Annotated in this window: 19 protein-coding genes; 3 read left to right on the top strand and 16 right to left on the bottom strand. The window is 68.5% G+C overall.

The genetic code is table 11. From position 1 onward, the window contains the following. The 4 genes from uvrC to ACRDUX_RS11680 all read right to left on the bottom strand — a co-directional run. A partial coding sequence (gene uvrC / locus ACRDUX_RS11695; protein ID WP_526414029.1) for an excinuclease ABC subunit UvrC occupies window positions 1-680 on the bottom strand: 680 nt, incomplete at its 3' end. A 63-nt stretch (window positions 681-743) separates the two neighbouring features. Then, window positions 744-2,078 (bottom strand): UDP-N-acetylmuramoyl-L-alanine--D-glutamate ligase, encoded by a 1,335-nt coding sequence (murD, locus tag ACRDUX_RS11690; protein WP_526414027.1) that lies wholly within the window; start codon window positions 2,076-2,078, stop codon window positions 744-746. Beyond that, entirely contained in the window at window positions 2,075-3,427 is a 1,353-nt protein-coding gene (locus ACRDUX_RS11685) for a MurL-like N-terminal domain-containing (RefSeq protein ID WP_526414025.1), read from the bottom strand. Before ACRDUX_RS11685 ends, murD begins: the two co-directional genes overlap by 4 nt. After that, window positions 3,424-4,167 (bottom strand): hypothetical protein, encoded by a 744-nt coding sequence (locus tag ACRDUX_RS11680; protein WP_526414023.1) that lies wholly within the window; start codon window positions 4,165-4,167, stop codon window positions 3,424-3,426. The genes ACRDUX_RS11685 and ACRDUX_RS11680 overlap by 4 nt, the downstream gene beginning before the upstream one ends. Window positions 4,168-4,235: 68 nt before the next feature. Here ACRDUX_RS11680 and ACRDUX_RS11675 point away from each other — a divergent pair, with 68 nt between their 5' ends. Beyond that, window positions 4,236-4,700 carry a GNAT family N-acetyltransferase gene (locus ACRDUX_RS11675; protein ID WP_526414021.1) on the top strand — a complete coding sequence of 155 codons (465 nt, stop codon included), beginning with the start codon at window positions 4,236-4,238 and terminating at the stop codon, window positions 4,698-4,700. On the opposite strand, the gene ACRDUX_RS11670 is transcribed toward ACRDUX_RS11675, so the two are convergent. The 4 genes from ACRDUX_RS11670 to ACRDUX_RS11655 form a co-directional block, all read right to left on the bottom strand. After that, window positions 4,675-5,151, bottom strand: coding sequence for a PH domain-containing protein (locus ACRDUX_RS11670; protein WP_526414019.1), 477 nt, complete (start codon window positions 5,149-5,151; stop codon window positions 4,675-4,677). The genes ACRDUX_RS11675 and ACRDUX_RS11670 overlap by 26 nt on opposite strands. Beyond that, window positions 5,148-5,630, bottom strand: coding sequence for a 6,7-dimethyl-8-ribityllumazine synthase (gene ribH, locus ACRDUX_RS11665; protein ID WP_526414017.1), 483 nt, complete (start codon window positions 5,628-5,630; stop codon window positions 5,148-5,150). Before ribH ends, ACRDUX_RS11670 begins: the two co-directional genes overlap by 4 nt. A 22-nt stretch (window positions 5,631-5,652) precedes the next feature. Next, window positions 5,653-6,984: a bifunctional 3,4-dihydroxy-2-butanone-4-phosphate synthase/GTP cyclohydrolase II gene (locus tag ACRDUX_RS11660; RefSeq protein ID WP_526414015.1), complete on the bottom strand. Its 1,332-nt coding sequence runs from the start codon at window positions 6,982-6,984 to the stop codon at window positions 5,653-5,655. Between the two features lie 132 nt (window positions 6,985-7,116). Beyond that, complete coding sequence (locus ACRDUX_RS11655; protein WP_526414013.1) at window positions 7,117-7,713, bottom strand: riboflavin synthase; 597 nt, start codon at window positions 7,711-7,713, stop codon at window positions 7,117-7,119. Window positions 7,714-7,883: 170 nt separating this feature from the next. Here ACRDUX_RS11655 and ACRDUX_RS11650 point away from each other — a divergent pair, with 170 nt between their 5' ends. Next, window positions 7,884-8,582 carry an LppX_LprAFG lipoprotein gene (locus ACRDUX_RS11650; RefSeq protein ID WP_526414011.1) on the top strand — a complete coding sequence of 233 codons (699 nt, stop codon included), beginning with the start codon at window positions 7,884-7,886 and terminating at the stop codon, window positions 8,580-8,582. Then, window positions 8,582-10,138, top strand: a complete 1,557-nt coding sequence (locus ACRDUX_RS11645) for an MFS transporter (protein WP_526414009.1) — start codon at window positions 8,582-8,584, stop codon at window positions 10,136-10,138. Before ACRDUX_RS11650 ends, ACRDUX_RS11645 begins: the two co-directional genes overlap by 1 nt. Window positions 10,139-10,142: 4 nt before the next feature. Here the strand turns inward: ACRDUX_RS11645 and ACRDUX_RS11640 are convergent, their stop codons facing one another. The 8 genes from ACRDUX_RS11640 to ACRDUX_RS11605 form a co-directional block, all read right to left on the bottom strand. Next, window positions 10,143-10,298, bottom strand: coding sequence for a hypothetical protein (locus ACRDUX_RS11640; RefSeq protein WP_526414008.1), 156 nt, complete (start codon window positions 10,296-10,298; stop codon window positions 10,143-10,145). Window positions 10,299-10,528: 230 nt separating this feature from the next. Next, window positions 10,529-11,530 (bottom strand): bifunctional diaminohydroxyphosphoribosylaminopyrimidine deaminase/5-amino-6-(5-phosphoribosylamino)uracil reductase RibD, encoded by a 1,002-nt coding sequence (ribD, locus tag ACRDUX_RS11635; protein ID WP_526414006.1) that lies wholly within the window; start codon window positions 11,528-11,530, stop codon window positions 10,529-10,531. Next, window positions 11,527-12,204, bottom strand: a complete 678-nt coding sequence (gene rpe / locus ACRDUX_RS11630; protein ID WP_526414004.1) for a ribulose-phosphate 3-epimerase — start codon at window positions 12,202-12,204, stop codon at window positions 11,527-11,529. Before rpe ends, ribD begins: the two co-directional genes overlap by 4 nt. A 21-nt stretch (window positions 12,205-12,225) precedes the next feature. Then, window positions 12,226-13,617, bottom strand: coding sequence for a transcription antitermination factor NusB (locus tag ACRDUX_RS11625; RefSeq protein ID WP_526414002.1), 1,392 nt, complete (start codon window positions 13,615-13,617; stop codon window positions 12,226-12,228). Then, the gene (gene fmt, locus ACRDUX_RS11620) at window positions 13,614-14,552 is read right to left on the bottom strand and encodes a methionyl-tRNA formyltransferase (RefSeq protein WP_526414000.1); all 939 of its coding nucleotides are present in this window, start codon (window positions 14,550-14,552) and stop codon (window positions 13,614-13,616) included. Before fmt ends, ACRDUX_RS11625 begins: the two co-directional genes overlap by 4 nt. Before the next feature lie 3 nt (window positions 14,553-14,555). Continuing rightward, window positions 14,556-15,104 (bottom strand): LemA family protein, encoded by a 549-nt coding sequence (locus ACRDUX_RS11615; RefSeq protein WP_526413998.1) that lies wholly within the window; start codon window positions 15,102-15,104, stop codon window positions 14,556-14,558. After that, window positions 15,098-16,903, bottom strand: coding sequence for a DUF2207 family protein (locus tag ACRDUX_RS11610; protein ID WP_526413996.1), 1,806 nt, complete (start codon window positions 16,901-16,903; stop codon window positions 15,098-15,100). Before ACRDUX_RS11610 ends, ACRDUX_RS11615 begins: the two co-directional genes overlap by 7 nt. Before the next feature lie 38 nt (window positions 16,904-16,941). Next, on the bottom strand, window positions 16,942-17,932 hold a 991-nt coding region (locus tag ACRDUX_RS11605), incomplete at its 5' end, for a primosomal protein N' (protein WP_526413994.1).

Genomic DNA, 17,932 nt, shown 5'->3' with positions numbered 1-17,932 from the left:
AAGTCGAGCTGCTCGGCGGCGGCGTTCATCTGCTGCTCCATGTCGCGTGCCAGCCGGTCGGTCTTACCCGCCAGGAAGTCGCAGAAGTCGAGCACGATCCTGCGGTGTTCCTCGGCACTCACGCGTCCGACGCACGGCGCCGAACACTTGTCGATGTAGCCGAGCAAGCACGGGCGGCCAATCTGGTTGTGCCGCTTGAACACCCCGGCGGAGCACGTCCGGGCCGGGAACACCCGCGTCAGCAGGTCCAGGGTCTCGCGGATGGCCCACGCGTGCGAATAGGGACCGAAGTAGCGCACCCCCTTGCGGCGTGGACCGCGATAGACGAACAGTCGCGGGTACTCCTCGTTCAGCGTCACCGCCAGCACCGGGTACGACTTGTCGTCGCGGTAGCGGATGTTGAACCGCGGGTCGAACTCCTTGATCCAGTTGTATTCCAGCTGCAACGCTTCGACTTCGGTCCCGACGACCGTCCATTCGACGCTGCCCGCGGTCATCACCATCTGCCTGGTGCGCGGCGCCAGCCCGGAAAGGTCGGCGAAATAGGAGTTCAGACGGCTCCGCAGGCTCTTGGCCTTGCCGACGTAGATCACCCGTCCGTGTGGATCGCGAAACCGGTAGACCCCGGGCTCGACGGGTATCGAGCCCGGCGCAGGCCGGTAGGTCGATGGATCGGGCACGGGTTCCAGGTTAGTTCGCGATCCGACAGGCGAGGCCCACCGGACACACATACATGGGATCGATCACGCCATCGCGTCGATGAAACGGCAGTAGGCAGCCGCCTTCGCCTCGTAGTTGGCAAAGAGGTCGTAGCTGGCAGCGCCGGGTGACAGGAGGACGACGTCGACATCCGACAGCGACCCGGCCGTGCGCACCGCCGCCTCCAGGCTGTCGACGAGGTGGGTCCGCGACGGGCTCTCTTGGGCAAACCCGCGTCCGATTGCTGCGCCGTTGGTCGGGGCCTGAATCAGGGACACCTGACGGGCACCACTTCGTAGGTAGGCGTCGAGCTGGTCGTAGTTCAGCTGGCGATCCATCCCGCCGACGATCAACGCGACGTGGTCGTCGGGGGCCATCGCCCGCAGTGCCGCGGCGACGCTCTCCCCCGTCGTCGCCAGAGTGTCATCGATCCAGCGGATGTGCCCCGTCGTCCGCACGGTCTGCAGTCGGTGCGGTAGACCCAGGAAGGTGCGCACCGCGGTGTCGATCTCGTCGGGCGTCACCGGCCTGCCGATCACCTCCCCCGCGGCGAGTGCGGCCAGCGCCCCGTTCACGACGTTGTGCTCGTAGTCCATCACCAACCGGCCGGAACCTCCCCCGTCGCTTGGCTCGCCCCGGGAGGTGCGTCGCACGTCGACGGGGTCGACCAGTCGCAACTCGGGTTCGATGCTCACGCCGAGCCGTTCGAGGATGGCCACCACCTCGGGCGTCGTCACGAGGGCGCGGGCGCCATTGGCGAACACGTTCGCCTTCGCGCGGTAGTACGAATCCCTGTCGCCGTGCCAGTCCAGGTGATCCTCGTAGAGATTCGTGACGATCGCCACCGCGGGCGACGTGGTCAACAGTGCGGCCTGCTGGCTCGACAGCTCGGCGACCACCACGACGTTCCCGTCGGGCGAAAGGTCTGACAGCGGGGTGCCGATGTTGCCTGCGACGACGGCGTCGACGCCGATCTGGTTGAGCAGGTGGCCAAGGAACGACGCAGTGGTGCTCTTGCCCTTGGTGCCGGTGACACCGATGGTCGACGAGCCGTGTCGAGACATGAACCAGTCGGCCGCACTGGAGATCCGGATCCCCGAGTCGCGCAGCTCCTCGAAAACCGGTTGGCGCCATGGCACGCCGGGACTGACGAAGACGACGTCGCAGTCCCCGAGCCTGGGGAGGTGTTCCGGACCACGGAACACCGTGAGATTCGCGATGCCCTCGGGTTCCTCGAAGGGTCGGCGGCCGACGTCGTCCACGGCCTCGATTCGGACCGCCCCTGCGGCCGCGGCGGTTCTCGCCATCGAGATTCCCTCGCGGCCGAAACCCCAGATGCCGACGGTCAGACCCGCCAGATCCGACGGCGGCCGGCTCATGGGGCCGCGCGCTCCAGATCGAGAGCCGCGGTGTAGCGGGCGGGGACGTAGTTGACGGCCGCCGCCCCTTCCGGCTCCGATTCCTCGGAGGTGGCGACCTTCTCGAGTTCGTCACGCCGGGACCGGAACTCCTCGACGAGTGGCACGCCGCGCCACTCGTCGGCGTCGAGCACCGACACCAGCGATTCAGCGGCTTCGTAGTACTCGCCGACGCACTCGAACGGCTTGTGCGCGCCCAACCCGACGACGTCGCAGAAGCCGGCGCGATTGTCCACGTCCGCGAGGAGATTCCTGCCGAAGATGGCCTCCACCTCGGTGCGGCCCAGCCGAGGGGCCATCAGCCCGAAGACGAAGATGCACTTGGGACAGTGCCCGCACCACGTCGCGCCCCGGCGACCGGCGTCGATGGCGAACGGCCGGTTGCAGCTGATGAAGTCCCGGAAGTACTGCGGGCTGTCCCGGAAGCGGTCGGCGATCTGCGATTCCGAGAGTGGCCGCAGCAGTGAGAAGTACCGGTCGGGGTTGAGCCCGTACTGCGACAGCGTGTCGCGAAGCAGCGACTCGTAGGAGATGCTCTTGGACCATTGATGATTGACGTCGCGGCCGTGCCACGTGACGTTGCCGACGTTCGACGACCGCTCGTTGGACAGCACGACGGGTCCGAGCCCGTTCGCGTCGGCGACGACGAGGCCGATGACACTGTTGATCGCCGTGACGGGCACGTGCCCGTTGTGAGCGCCCTGCGCATTGACCTCGATGAGCCTGCGGTCGATGCTGCGTGTCACGCGCACGCTGTCGAGCCCACTGATGTCGATGCACCGGTCGATGGGATCGAACTTGTTGACGCTGAACAGCGTCGGGCGAAATCCGTGGCGTTTGAGGGCCTCGATGGTCACGACCGAGTCCTTGCCGCCGCCAACGGGCACCAGCGGATCGGCGTCGGCGTCCCAGCGGTCGACACCAGCGGTCGGGCCGACCGCGTCGGGTCCCGTGATCTCGGGGGTCAAGGCGTCGGGCAGCGAGTTGCGGTAGGCGAACTCGCCGAGCCCACCGGAGATGAGTTCGCGAAGGTAGGTCCGCTCGAATCCCTCGGTGGGAAAGGCGATCTCGATCCGGGGCGGCGCGGCGGCCTTGAAGTAGCTGGGTGAACAGGTGAGCGCGAGCAGCCGCAGCAGCCGATCGTCGGGCACGCGGTCGCCGAGCGCGGCCCGAAAGTCCACCACCTCGGAGAAGGCGACGTCGTCAGCCCCGTTGCCGCGCAGCGTGTAGTGCGCAGTGAACGTGCCGTCGGCGACGTCGTAGCCGTCGATGGTCATGGCATGGAATGCCGCCGGGTCGAAGTTGCTCATGACCACCTCGCGAACGGCGGCAACGCCTCGGGCTCCGCGGTGAAGCGCCTTCCGCCGAGCTCGGCGACGGGATGTGTCTGGTATCGCGGTGAGAGCCACCACACCCGGTCCGCGTGGGCCGGGCACTCGGCGACCCGGTCGAGCACCGCGATGACGCCGCACCGCGCCAATTGGTCGAGTATCGACGTCGGCTCGGGGTTCTCGACGCCGACGACCCCGCCGTCGGTCTCGAACACCAGAGCCCCGAGAACCGCCTGGCCGCCGGACACTCCATCGGCGAAGCCCCGGCCGTTGAGCCACCGTTCGAACTGATCCGCCTCGCCCCGGCTCGTCGTCCGGGCGGCCATCCGCCGCCACCACGGGTCGGTCGCACGGCGTGCGGGTGGCATCGGTCCACCGCCGTCGACGCGCACCGGCGCGATTCCCATCGGCTGCACCGCCGACCCCGTCACCAGGATCTGCGGCGCGTCGTCGGTCTCGGCGATCGTCACGTTCGCAGCGATCAGGGCCGCATCCGCCCGGACGGTCGCGGTGAAGACCGCGATCGCGGCCGCCAGGTCGTCGAGCACCGGCATGCGAACGCCGAAGAATTCGGCGGGCTCGACGAGATATCGCCAGATGCCCTCGACGTCGGGAACGGACGAACCGGTCACCGGGAACGTGATGGTGGGAAGGGTCCCGGGACGCGCGACGAACTGGGTGGCGCGGAGTTGCGGTGCATCGATTTCCGGAGTGGTCATCGACATGCGAAAATCGGTCACTATCAGCAGATTCTAACGCACCGCACGAAGGAGCCATGCGACGCCGCATGAGTGCCCCAATGGTCACCCGACTCGTCGAATCGGACTGGCGCGTGTTCGCCACCATCCGGCTGCGTGCGTTGACGGACACACTCGGCCCCGCCGACCCTCAGTACCGCCAGGAAGTGACGTTCACCGCGGCACAGTGGCGGCGACGGCTTCGCGCGCACGCACAGTTCGCGGTGTGCACCGATGGTCACCTCGTCGGTCTGATCGGCGCTCAGCGGCAGAGTATCGAATCGGTCTACCTGTACTCGTTGTGGCTAGAGCCAGGGATGCGCGGCCGGGGGCTCGGGCACGAGTTGGTCTCCACCGCGGTGGACTGGGCGCGCAGTCAACGCGCACGGGTCGTGACGTTGCGGGTCGACGTGGCCAACGCAGCGGCCCGCGGTGTCTACGAGCAGCTGGGCTTCGGCGTCGTCGAAGCCTCGCGTACGGCCCGCGAGCTCACGATGTCGCTGAGGGTCGGTTGACGTCTGGGCGATAACGCGCGAACAGCCTTCGGACGGCGTCCATCGCCTCGACCGCGCGCTCCTTGTCGACCGACTGAATCGCCATCAGCGGAATGTATTCGTCGTCGTACAGGTCGACGCGGGCCCACCTTGCGCCTGGCGGGAACGACACGTCGACGACTTCCGACCACGGGATCAGTCGATACGCCAACAGGTTTCGCAACCACAGTCCGTCGGGGCCCACCCGCAGCCGAGGCCGGGCGAACATGAGGACCAGACCGCCGATGATCACGCCCAACAGACCGATGGCAACCTGATCGGCCGTCTGAAAGATCACCCCCGAGGAGCGGATCTTCAGAAGGAACCCGACGGTGATGTGGGCGGCGGCGATCAGGAAGGCTGCAGCGTAGGCGAAGTAGGGCGTGAGATGCGGCCGGACCTCGAGGTCGACGGCGCGAGCGGAGCCGGTCACGAGCCGGCGCGCAGGCCACGCAGCGTCAGCGCGGTCGACAGCGCGGCGGCGGCCGCCTGGGCGCCCTTGTCCTCGGAGGATCCAGGCAGACCGGCGCGATCGAGGGCCTGTTGTTCGTCGTTCGTGGTGAGCACGCCGTTGGCGACGGGCGTCCCCTCGTCGAGCGACACCCGCGTCAAACCCTGCGTGACGGCGTCGCAGACGTAGTCGAAATGTGGCGTCTGGCCCCGGATCACGACACCGAGCGCAACGACGGCGTCATGCGACTTCGCCAGTTGCTGTGCGATGACGGGTATCTCGATGGCGCCGAGCACACGGACCACGTCGGGATCGTCCACGCCCGAATTCGAGGCCATCTTGCGCGCCCCGTCGAGCAGCGCATCGCAAATGGCTGGGTGCCACGTGCTGGCCACGATCGCGAGCTTCAGCCCTGAGGCATCCACCGCGGGCAGGTCCGGCACACCGGCGCCACCGCTCATGATCGGACTCCGCCCCGGCTGCTCACTGCGAGGCTCCGCCGGGGTCGGTCGCCGTCGGCGGAAGCCGATCGCCGAGCAGGTAGACACCCTCGTCGTACCCGTTCATCTTGACGGACTCGTCGTAGTCGTCGAGACCGGTCAGGTCGTGGCCCATCCGGTCACGCTTGGTCATCAGGTAGCGGATGTTCTCGGCATTGGCCCGCACCGGCAGCGGCACCCGCTCGATGATGTGCAGGCCGTAGCCGTCGAGGCCGACCCGCTTGGCAGGGTTGTTGGTCAGCAGGCGCATGGACCGAATGCCGAGGTCGACGAGGATCTGCGCCCCGATGCCGTAGTCGCGGGCGTCCGCAGGCAGGCCGAGCTTCAGGTTGGCGTCGACGGTGTCCTCGCCGGCGTCCTGAAGCTGATAGGCCTGCAGCTTGTGCAGCAGACCGATGCCGCGCCCCTCGTGGCCCCGCATGTAGAGGATGACTCCGCGACCCTCGCGGGCGATCATGGCCATCGCCGCGTCGAGCTGCGGGCCGCAGTCGCAGCGGCGGGAACCGAACACGTCGCCGGTCAGGCATTCGGAGTGCACCCGCACCAGCACGTCGTGGCCGTCGCTCTCGGGTCCGGAGATGTCACCCCGGACCAGCGCCACGTGTTCGACGTCGTCGTAGATGCTGGTGTAGCCGACGGCGCGGAACTCTCCGTGCCTGGTCGGGATGCGCGCCTCGGCAATGCGCTCGATGTGCTTCTCGTGCTTGCGTCGCCACTCGATGAGGTCGGCGATGGAGATCAGCGCCAGGTCGTGCTCGTCGGCGAAGACCCGCAACTCGTCGGTCTGGGCCATCTCGCCCTCGTCCTTCTGGCTCACGATCTCGCAGATCGCGCCCGCCGGCTGCAGGCCGGCCAGTCGAGCCAGGTCGACGGCCGCCTCGGTGTGGCCAGGCCGACGCAGGACACCACCCTCCTTCGCGCGAAGCGGGACGACGTGTCCCGGTCGGGTGAAGTCGTCGGCGACGGCATTCGGATCTGCCAGCACCCGCATGGTCGTGGCGCGGTCGGACGCCGAGATGCCCGTCCCGGCGGCCTTCTTGGCGTCCACGGTGACGGTGTAGGCGGTGCCGTGCTTGTCCTGGTTGACCGCGAACATCGGAAGGAGGCCGAGCTTGTCGCAGATCTCGCCGGCCAGCGGCACGCACAGGTAGCCCGACGTGTAGCGCACCATGAAGGCCACGAGCTCGGGGGTCGCCTTCTCGGCAGCGAAGATCAGGTCGCCCTCGTTCTCGCGATCCTCGTCGTCGATGACGACGACCGCCTTGCCCGCGGCCATGTCGGCGATTGCCCGCTCGACGGAATCAAGCCTCGTCATCTCGTCACCCACTTCAGTTAGGCGATTGCGGTACGTCGCCTAGGACCATGTCAATCGACTTCAGTATGAACCACTGGGGCGCCTGGGTTATTGCCCGCCGTCTACCAGGGGGTTGGTCGGAGGGCACCGCGATCAATCGCGGTGGGAAAGGAGCCGCTCCACGTACTTCGCGATGACGTCGACTTCCAGGTTCACCGGGGTGCCCACCTCGGCGCGCCCGAGCGTCGTCAGCTGCAGGGTGGTGGGGATCAGCGACACCTCGAACCAGTCCGGGCCGAGACCCGACACCGTGAGCGAGATTCCGTCGACGGTGATCGAGCCCTTCTCGACGACGTAGCGCGACACGGCATCGGGCAGCGCGATCCGCACCACTTCCCAATGCTCCGACGGCGTGCGGGCCAGCACGTGGCCGGTGCCGTCCACGTGACCCTGCACGATGTGCCCGCCGAGGCGGCTGTTGACGGCTGCGGCGCGCTCGAGATTGACGTGACTGCCCACGCCGACCCCCCGGAGGCTGGACCGGTTGAGGGTCTCGGCCATCACGTCGGCCGTGAAAGCGCCATCCGGCAGGAGGTCGACCACGGTCAGGCACACCCCGTTGACGGCGATCGAATCGCCGTGGCCGGCGTCCGTCGTGACGAGTGGACCACGAATGACGAAGCGGGCGGCGTCGGACAGATCCTCCTTGCCGACGACCTCGCCCAACTCTTCGACGATGCCGGTGAACATGTGGACCAGGCTAGTCCGACGGCAGAGCGCTCCCTCGCGTCGACCTACCGAGATCCGCGTCACCGAACTCCGCCGGGACCGATTGAAAGACCAGCTCAGTAGCCACGAACCCGCTTCTCACCGGTGCCCGGGGCAAAGGTCCACCACCCCACACCCACTACTATGCAGATATGCAGACGCGCCCTCGCATTGCCGTCCTCGTGTCCATCTTCGCTGCGCTCCTGCTCATCGCGGGCTGCAGCTCCTCGACCAAGTCCGACGCACCGCTGCCCGACGCGGCGTCTCTGGTCAAGGACTCCGAACAAACCACCAGAGGGCAGAAGAGCGTGCACCTCGAGCTGGCGGTCACCGGCAAGATCGAGGCGCTGCCGCTCGAATCCGTGAGTGGCGACCTGACCAACGCTCCTGCCGTCGCCGCCCAGGGCAAGGCCAACCTCGTCGCCTTCGGGCAGAGCTTCAAGGACGTCGACTTCGTCGTCGTGGACGGAAACCTCTACGGCGCGCTGACGCCGGGGAGCTTCACGAACTTCGGCCCGGCAGCCGACATCTACGACGTGTCGGCGATCCTCAGCCCCGACAAGGGCCTTGCCAACCTGCAGGCGAACTTCTCGGAGCCGAAGGCCGAGGGGCGGGAGACGATCAACGGCGTCGACACCGTGAAGATCAGCGGCAAGGTCACCGCCGAGGCCGTCAACGCCATTGCCCCTCAGATCGCCGCCACCGGCCCGGTCCCCGCCACCATGTGGGTCAAGGAGGACGGTGACCACGATCTGGTGCAGGCCAAGCTCGACACCAGCCCTGGCGTCAGCCTGCAGATGACGCTGAGCGACTGGGGCAAGTCCGTCACCGTCACCAAGCCCGCCGCGTAATGCCGGGGGTCCAAGGCACCGCTGAGCCGACGGCGTCCAGCCGGCGAATCGCGATCACCGCAGGCGGGCTCGCCGTCCTGCTCGGCGCGCTCGACACCTACGTCGTCGTCTCGATCTTCACCGACATCATGCGCGACATCGGGATCTCGCTCAATCAGATTCAGCGCGTCACCCCGATCATCACGTGGTATTTGCTCGGCTACATCGCGGCCATGCCGCTGCTGGGCCGGGCGTCGGACCGATTCGGGCGCAAGCTGGTCCTGCAGCTCAGCCTGGCCGGCTTCGCGGCGGGTTCGGTGGTCACGGCGCTGTCCAGCGATCTGATCCCGATGGTCATCGGCCGAACGATTCAGGGCACCGCGAGCGGGGCGCTTCTCCCCGTGACCCTTGCCCTGGCTGCGGACCTGTGGGCGTCGCGGAACCGCGCCGCGGTGCTCGGCGGCATCGCAGCGGCGCAGGAGCTCGGCAGCGTCCTTGGCCCGCTGTACGGAATCGCGGTGGTCTCTGCGTTGGCGACCTGGCGCGACGTGTTCTGGATCAACGTCCCGCTGGCCATCGTCGCCATGGTGTTGATCCACTTCAGCCTGCCAGCCAAGGACAAGGACGGCCCGCGCGAGAAGGTCGACGTCATCGGTGGCGTACTGCTCGCCGCGGCGCTGGGGTTGACCGTCATCGGGCTGTACAACCCGACACCCGACGGCAAACAGGTCCTGCCGAGCTGGGGATTGCCGGTGCTCGTCGCGGCGCTGATCGCGGGTATCGCGTTCTTCGCGTGGGAGAAGTTCGCCAAAACCCGCCTCATCGAGCCCGCTGGGGTGAAGTTCCTCCCGTTCCTGACTGCCCTCGGCGCCTCGCTGTGCACGGGAGCGGCCCTCATGGTCACGCTGGTCAACGTCGAACTCTTCGGCCAAGGCGTGCTGGGCAAGCCGCAGACCGAAACCGTCTTCCTGCTGGTGTGGTTCCTGGGCGCACTCCCCGTCGGCGCGGTGATCGGCGGCTGGATCGCCACCAAGATCGGCGATCGCATCATCGCGTTCGTCGGGTTGCTGATCGCAGGCTTCGCGTACTGGCTGGTGTCGCATTGGACCGTCGACGTGCTCTCCGCGCACCACGACCTCGGGTTGTTCACCCTGCCCACGTTCGGCACCGACCTCGTGCTGGCAGGCTTCGGCCTCGGTCTCGTCATCGGCCCACTGACGTCGGCGACACTGCGGGCGGTGCCGGGCTCGCAGCACGGAATAGCTTCCGCCTCAGTGGTGGTCGCCAGGATGATCGGCATGCTCATCGGGCTGGCTTCTCTGAGCGCCTGGGGTTTCTACAAGTTCAACCAATACCTGGCGGAGTTGCCGAAACCCAAGGGCAACAACCTCTTGGAGATCGGCGCGCAGCTCGCCGCGAACGTGCGGACGGCCTACACGATGCAGTACGGCCAGATCTTCTTCATCACCGCGATCGTGTGCGTGGTTGGCGCGGTTCTTGGTCTGCTCATCACCGGTAAGAACGAGCACGCCGACGATCCGGACACCGCAACCGAGATGATCGGCGCCGAGCGCTAGCCGGTCAGCAGCGTTCGACGCCAGGGCTGATCAGCTTGAGTTCGGCCGGCTCTTCAACGTCCTGGGTGCTCAGTACCGCGCGCAGTGGGCCGAAGACCATGTGTTTGATGATGCTCTGATCGACGGGGCGAAAGCTGAGCCAGTCCTGCAGTGCAGTCATTGCTCGTCGTCCTTTATTCGTTCATTCATCGGGCTGGGCAGCCTGACCGGGATGGTCACGACTCTGCTCTCGATTTTACGGACGCCGTCGGCACGAGTCCGGTCCACGCGGGGCGGGTGAGGTCTCGAACGGATAACGAGTCACCCAACTGCAGCCATTTGCGCGTGACGCGAGTCACATTGGTGGCCAAGGGAATTCCAGGTCTCACCGATATCGGGACCGATCAGGGCCTAGCCAGGCACCAGGCTCAGCCGTAGGTCCGGTCCGAGGCGCTGCATGCCGTCGAACCGCCACCGCTGAGCCTGCGCGATACTCGTCACGCCGATCTCGTCGAGTGCGGTGACCGGGCCGCCGAGCAGGATCGGAGCCATGTAGGCCAGGATGCGGTCGATCAGGCCGGCTTGCAGGAACGCCCCGGCCACCGTCGGTCCGCCCTCCAACAGGACGTCGGTCCGATCGGACAGCGCCCGCGTCACCTCGTGGGGATCGCGGGTGCGGATCACCATCGTTCTGGAGTCGTCGTTGAGCACCCTGGCGTCCGGAGATATCTCCCGCTCCCCGACCACGACGCGCAGCGGTTGCCGATCGGCGAGCGAGCCGTCCGGCAGTCTCGCCGTCAACGTCGGATCGTCGATGAACACGGTGCCCGTTCCGACCACGATCGCATCGGCGACCGCACGGAGTCGGTGCACGTCGGCCCGCGCCGCCTCGCCGGTGATCCACTGACTGCTGCCGTCGGCGGCAGCACTGCGCCCGTCGATGCTCGACGCGAACTTCCATGTGACGTGCGGCCTTCCGGTCCGCTGGCGGTGCAGCCACTCGCGCAGTGATCCGCCCGCGACCTCGTCGGCCAGCACACCCACCTCGACCAAGACCCCGGCGTCGGCCAACCGCCCCGCCCCGCCCGCAGCGACGGGATTGGGGTCGGCGACGGCATAGGACACGCGCGAAACCCCCGCTGCGACAAGGGCATCCACGCAGGGTGGCGTGCGCCCGTGGTGGTTGCACGGCTCGAGGGTGACGACGGCGACGCCGCCGACCGCGCGCTCCCCCGCCCGCCGCAACGCAACGACCTCCGCGTGCGGCCCACCGGGAGGTTGGGTAGCGCCGACGCCCGCGATGACGCCGTCGCGGTCCAGGATCACCGCGCCGACGGGCGGATTCGGATAGGTCGTGCCCTTGACGCCGTCAGCCTGCGCGATGGCCGACCGCATGGCGTCCTCTGTGTTCATGCTTCCAGGTGCTTGGACGCCGCGGCCGCCTGCCTGCGCAGTGCCTGCACCGCGAGTGCGGGATCGGCTGCGCCGAAGACCGCCGATCCCGCGACGAAGCAGTCGACGCCGGCTTCGGCGGCCGCTTCGATGGTGTCGGCGTTGATCCCCCCGTCGATCTCCACGACGATCGTCAGTTCACCGGCGTCGACCAACCGCCGCACGGCGGCGACCTTCGCCAGTACGTCGGGAATGAACTTCTGCCCACCGAACCCAGGTTCCACGGACATCACCAGCAGGGTGTCGAAATTGCGGAGGATCTCCAGGTACGGCTCGATCGGGGTGCCGGGCTTGACGCTCAGGCCTGCCTTGGCGCCTGCGGCGCGAATGTCGCGGGCGACGGCCACCGGGTCGTCGGTGGCCTCGGCGTGGAAGGTCACGTTGTATGCGCCGGCCTCGGCGTATGGGGGTGCCCAGCGAGCGGGATCGTCGATCATCAGATGGCAGTCCATCGGAATGTCGGTCACCGCGAGCAGGCTCTCCACGACCGGCAGACCCAGCGTGAGATTTGGCACGAAGTGGTTGTCCATGACGTCGACGTGCAACCAGTCGGAGCCGCCGACGGCTGCGATCTCATCGGCCAGCCTGGCGAAGTCGGCGGCCAGGATCGACGGCGCTATCAAGGGTTCTGCCATGGCGGTCAGCTTAGGGGCTGCTCATCGCTCCACCTGCAGGGCCGCCGCGAACATGGCATCGGTACCGTGCCGGTGCGGCCACAACTGCACGTGCGGGCCCGCTCCGAGACCCGTGATCGGAGTCGGTCCCGCCTCGAAGAGCGGCCGGGTGTCGATGGCGCGCACGGGTTGGCGGCGCAGGGCGTCGGCCACGACGCCGACCGTCTCGGCCAGATGCGGTGAACACGTCGCGTACAGCACGACGCCGCCCGTGCGGGTCAAGGCGATCGCCGCCGCGAGCAGCTCCTTCTGCAGTTTTGCCAGCGCGGGCACGTCAGCCGGTTGGCGGCGCCACCGGGCCTCCGGTCGGCGCCGCAGCGCCCCAAGCCCCGTACAGGGCGCGTCCACCAGCACTCGGTCGAACGACGCGGCGGGCAGGCCGGTCTCGCGGCCATCGACGCGGAGCACGTCGACGTCCAGCCCGCGCACGGCCTGCTCGACGAGCTCGGCCCGGTGCGGCGTGGGTTCGACGGCGGTCACCCGCGCGCCCGAGTCGGCACCGATGGCGGCGAGCAGCGAAGTCTTCCCGCCGGGGCCCGCGCAGAGATCGAGCCAGCGGCCGTCGTCGCCGTCGACGGGCGCCAGAGTCAATGCCCGCGCCACCAACTGGCTGCCCTCGTCCTGCACCTGGGCCGCACCACCCCGCAGGGCGTCGAGTTGACCGGGATCGCCGCCGGCGAGGTACACGGCATACGGCGAGTAGCGGCCGACCTCGCCGTCGATCGCCTGCGCCAGCGCCTCGGCCGTCAGCACCCCTGGCCGGGCGGCCAGATGAACCAGCGGGCGGCCGTCGTCGCTGGCGAGCAACGCACCGAGTTCGGCGGCATCGGCTCCGAGGGCGTCGGCGAACGCCTGCCCGATCCACCGCGGATGGGCGTGCGTGAACGCGATGTGGCCGACCGGGTCGGTGCCGGCGGACGGCGCCAGCTCGGCCACCCAGGACTGCTCGTCGCGGGCCGCGATGGTGCGCAACGTCCCGTTGACGAAACCGGCACGCGCCGTGTCGAATTCGATCGCGGCCTGCTCGACGGTGGTGTCGACGGCGGCGTGCGCGTCGACACGGGTGCGCAGCAGCTGGTAGGTGCCGAGCCGCAGCAGGTCCAGCAGCACCGCGTCGATGCGAGCGACGGGGCGGTTCGCCGCGAGCACGATGACGGCGTCGAGTAGACCGAGTGCCCGGCACGTACCGTAGGCGAGCTCGGTGGCGAAGGCCGCGTCACGGCCGGTGATGTTCCGTTCCCGCAGCAGCGCGGGCAGCACGAGGTTGGCGTAGGCGTCGCGCTCGGAGACCGCACGCAACACGTCGAACGCCGCCTGCCGTGCGGGATCGAACGGCTTGCGCGGCGGTCGGCGCCGTCCCTGCGGGCGGGTCACGTGGCGCTCGCATGCTCGTCGAGACGCGCTCCACGGGCCCAGTCCGCGGCCTTCATCGGTTTCTTGCCCGGCGGCTGAATCTCGCCAAGCAGCACGGCCACTGACGCAGTACCCACCTTCACGCCTTCCCGGTCGACGCGAATGGCGCCGGGCGACAGCGGTTCCCCATCGCCCTCTCCGTCCAAGAGGGCCACGGGGCCGAGCTTCACCCGCAGGTCGCCGATCATGGTCCAGGCACCGGGGTTGGGCGTCACCGCGCGGATCCGCCTCTCGACCACCTGGGCGGGCAGCTTCCAGCGCACCCGTGCCTCCTCGACGGTGATCTTCGGCGCGAGAGTCACTCCTTCTGCGGGCTGTGGCACCGCGGCCAGCGAACCGTCCGCGATGCCGTCCAGGGTCCTCTCCAGAAGTGTCGCTCCCGAAAGTGCCAGCCGCCCAAGGAGATCGCCTGCCGTATCGCTCGCGCGGATGGTTTCGGTAACCACCCCGAACACGGGTCCGGAGTCGAGGCTGGGTTCGATGCGGAACGTCGTCGCACCGGTCACCGAATCGCCTGCCGCGATGGCGGCCTGCACCGGCGCCGCCCCACGCCACGAGGGCAGGAGGGAGAAGTGCAGGTTGACCCAGCCGAGCGGTGGCACCGCAAGCAAACCGTCACGCAGCAGTGCGCCGTACGCCACCACGGCACAGCAGTCCGGGGCCAGATCGTGCAGCTCGGCGACGAATTCGGCGCCGTTGGGCCGCTCCGGACGCAGCAGCGGGATACCGGCGTCGGCGGCGAGTTGCGCGACCGGGGACGGCGAGGGTTTGCCGCGTCGGCCGGACACGGCGTCGGGCCGCGTGAGCACCGCGATGACGTCGTGATGGGGCGAGTCGATGAGACGCCGTAGTGACGGCAGTGCGGGTTCGGGCGTACCCGCAAAGATGATGCGCACGAATTACCTGGGACTTCCGGCTGGGATCTGGTAGTACTCGCGTTCGGACACCCCGGCGAGCGGGGCGACGAACATCCACGGAATGGTGGTTACGGTCTTGTTGAGCGTAGCAACCGCGTCGTTGTAGTACTGACGGGCGAACGCGAGCTTGTTCTCGGTGTCGGCGAGATTGTCCTGCAAGTTCAGGAAGTTGGTCGATGAATTCAGCTGCGGGTAGGTCTGCCCCAACGCCAGCACCGGTCCTAACGCGTTGTCCAGATCCCGTTCGGCCGCGCTGCGTTGCGCGACGGACTTCCCGCCGGTTGCCGACGTCAGCGCAGCACGGGCGTCGGTGACGTGATCGAGCACACCCTTCTCGTGGGCGGCGAACGTCTGGACCGTGTGCACCAGGCTGGGGATGAGCGATGCGCGGCGGGTCAGTTCGACGTCGATGCCGGACAGCGCCTCGGAGACGCGAACGTCTGCGGTGCGAGTCTTGTTGTAGCCCATCACGAAACCCACCAGCACCGCGGCCAGTAGCAAGACCACCAAGATCAACACGTAAGTCACCACGAGCCGCCTCCACCCCCTCCTCCGCCGCCACCGCCACCGCCGCTGGACCCGCCGCCGCCCGATGAGGACGACGACGACTGCGATGCGGTGTAGGCGCCGATCGAGGACGACAACGCGGAATCGAAGCTGTCGAAGTTGGGGCCGCCCGAGTGCCCGCTGAAGCCCCTGCCGCTGGACGTCGACGACGAATTGTACCAATCGGGTTGCGGCGCAACTGCTCCCGTCGCATCCTGGTACTTCTTGGCCCACAGCGCCGCCGTACCCGCGGCGATCGCGAACGGAATGTAGGCCGTGTAGAGGTCCTTGCGGGCAGCGAAGTCGAATCGCGTCTCCGCCGAATCGGTCGACAGGAGGCGGTGGAATCCGCCTGCCTGCGACCACAACTGGCGCCCCGTCTCGGTGCGGCGCGTACCGACGCCTGCCGACCAGGACCGCCTGGAGAACAGGAAGAACGCGACGAACGGCAGCGCCCACATGGTGGCGGGAAACCCCCACCGGAAGAACGCGCAAACGGCCACGATGACGGTTAGCCCGTTGGCCGTGCGCACCCACAATTCCTTCTTGCGCTTGACCATGAAGCCGCCGTCGATCGCCCACTTCCCGACGGCCACGCCCATGTCGATCTTGGCCTTGTTGAGCTTCTTCCCCGCGCTCACCGTCTTCGTGGCCTCGAACTCGGCGCCGGGGCCCATCACCTTCAGCGCCGACCCGACGGCGACGCTGACCGGGTCGGCGTCCGCCCACGCCCCGCGCTCAGCCGTACCGCGGACGTTCCACTGCGCGTCGTCGACCTGCCTGAGTTCGACCAGTTTGCGTTCGGCGAGGTGGAACAGCGTGGCCGTCAGGCCGTTCTTCGGCGTCGCCTCGGTGCGGATGTACTCGGCCTGGACCGGCCCAAGACCGGGCGGCGGCGCGTACTGCACGGGGAAGCCAGGTTCCGGCTCGACCGTCGTGCGGTACCAGAGGAGGGCCAGCAGCGATGCTGCCACGGACAGCCCGATGACCCAGGCGACGCCGCTCAGCGAGCGGCCGAGGACCCTGTCCCATTCGTAGGACCACGGCAGGCTCGTGCGCGGCGGGGTCGCCACGTCGACGCCGGCCCGCAGGGTGACCGGAGTCCGGGGCATCAGCTGTCCCGTGCTGAGCTCGACGGTGTTGCCGGACACCGTCAGTCCGCTGCAGGCCTGCCCGACTCCGACGCCGACGGAGCACTGTGCGCCGGTGACCTCGGCGGGAAGGGTGACGCGCGCCCGGACCCGCTGGATCACGTTGTTCCACGACGGCGCGATGACGTTCCAGAAGAACGCGGACGTCGATTCGGGGGTGCCGACGGTCTGCGCAAAACGTCTGTTCTGGCCAGTGTTTCCGGGATCGAGGACCCCAGGGATGGTGTAGCGCAGCTCGTAGGTGTGCGTGCCGTACGGAAGGGTGCTGTCGGGATCGCCGATCTTCGCGACCCGGAACCTGTCGCCGGACTCCCACAGCAACTGGTACGGCACGGGTTCGCCGTCCATCAGGATCGAGGTGATCTCGGGCTCCTGACGCACCTTGGGGCTGTTCGGGTTGGCGACGTCCCAGTAGCGGAAGATGCCGTGCCGCCCGGACGGGAACTCGCCCTTGATGGTCTCGACCGCGTTGAGAGTGCCGTCGGAGCCGACGGTGTAGTCGGCCTGGTAGTCGCTGATCACGACGGGATCGGCGGCCGGTCCCGCGGCAGTGGTGCTCTGGAAGATCAACGGCCAGAGGAAGCCAACGGCGATGAGGGCCAACAGGATCAACCACCCGAAAACCCGCTTCACTACACCTCCCCTACCGCCCAGCCCGATCGCGATCCGCCTCACCCTATGTGCAACGGGTCGATTTGCACACGAACCGGCGGCTGATCGTGGCGGGCACTGAACACGCCGGTCGCGCGGCGCAGTGCAGAGGCCAGTCCGAGCCCACCGTCACGTGGCACCCGGACGAGCATCCGGCTCACTTCGGCCTCGCGTTCCATGCCAGGCGGTCTGCGGGCCCCCGGCGGCAGATCGACGGGGCCGAGGACGTCGGCGCCGTCGGGCAGGTGCGCCGTCTGCAACAGCGCGGTCACCGCCGCCGGGGCACCGTCGACGGCCGCCATGTGGACCGCAGGCGGCAGGCCGACCTCGGCCCGCGCGGCAAGTTCGGATTCGGCGTGCCCGACGGGATCCCAGCGGATGAGAGCCTGGACGGTCGGTATCGCCGACTCGGCCACGATGGCCACCACGCCACCGTCGCCCCGGTCGCGCACGAGCGCCGCGGCCGCCATCCACCGGCGCAGGGCGTCCTCCGACGCCCGCAGGTCCTGCCTTCCGAGCAGGGCCCAGCCGTCGAGCAATAGAGCTGCTCCATACCCGCCGGGCGCCACGGGTTCGGCGCCGGGGGTGGCGACTACCAGGGCCGGTGCGGCGGGCACCTCCGACACCATCGCATCGCCGCCCGACGTGATCACGGTGGTCCCGGGAAATGCCCGTCCCAGTTCCTCGGCGGTCCTGCGGGCACCGACGACGACCGCGCGCACCGCATCCGAGCCGCATCGCACACATCGCAGTGCCGCCTCGCCGCGGCCGCACCAGCGACAGACCGCGCCGATCGCATCGCGGTCGGACAGCGACATGGGCCCGGTGCAGTGCCTGCATCTGGCGATGGTTCGACACTTCCCGCAGGAGAGGGCGGGCACGTAGCCCCGTCGCGGCACCTGCACCAGCACCGGACGGTCGGACCGAAGCGCGGCGCGCGCGGCGTCGAGCGCCATCGACGGCAGCCGCGCGGTGTGCGAGGCCGCGTCGCGCTCCTGGGTGTGGGCGCTG

The organism is Mycobacterium sp., from assembly GCF_050701675.1.
Classification (GTDB): Bacteria; Actinomycetota; Actinomycetes; order Mycobacteriales; family Mycobacteriaceae; genus Mycobacterium.
This window is presented reverse-complemented; position numbering and strand designations above follow the sequence as displayed.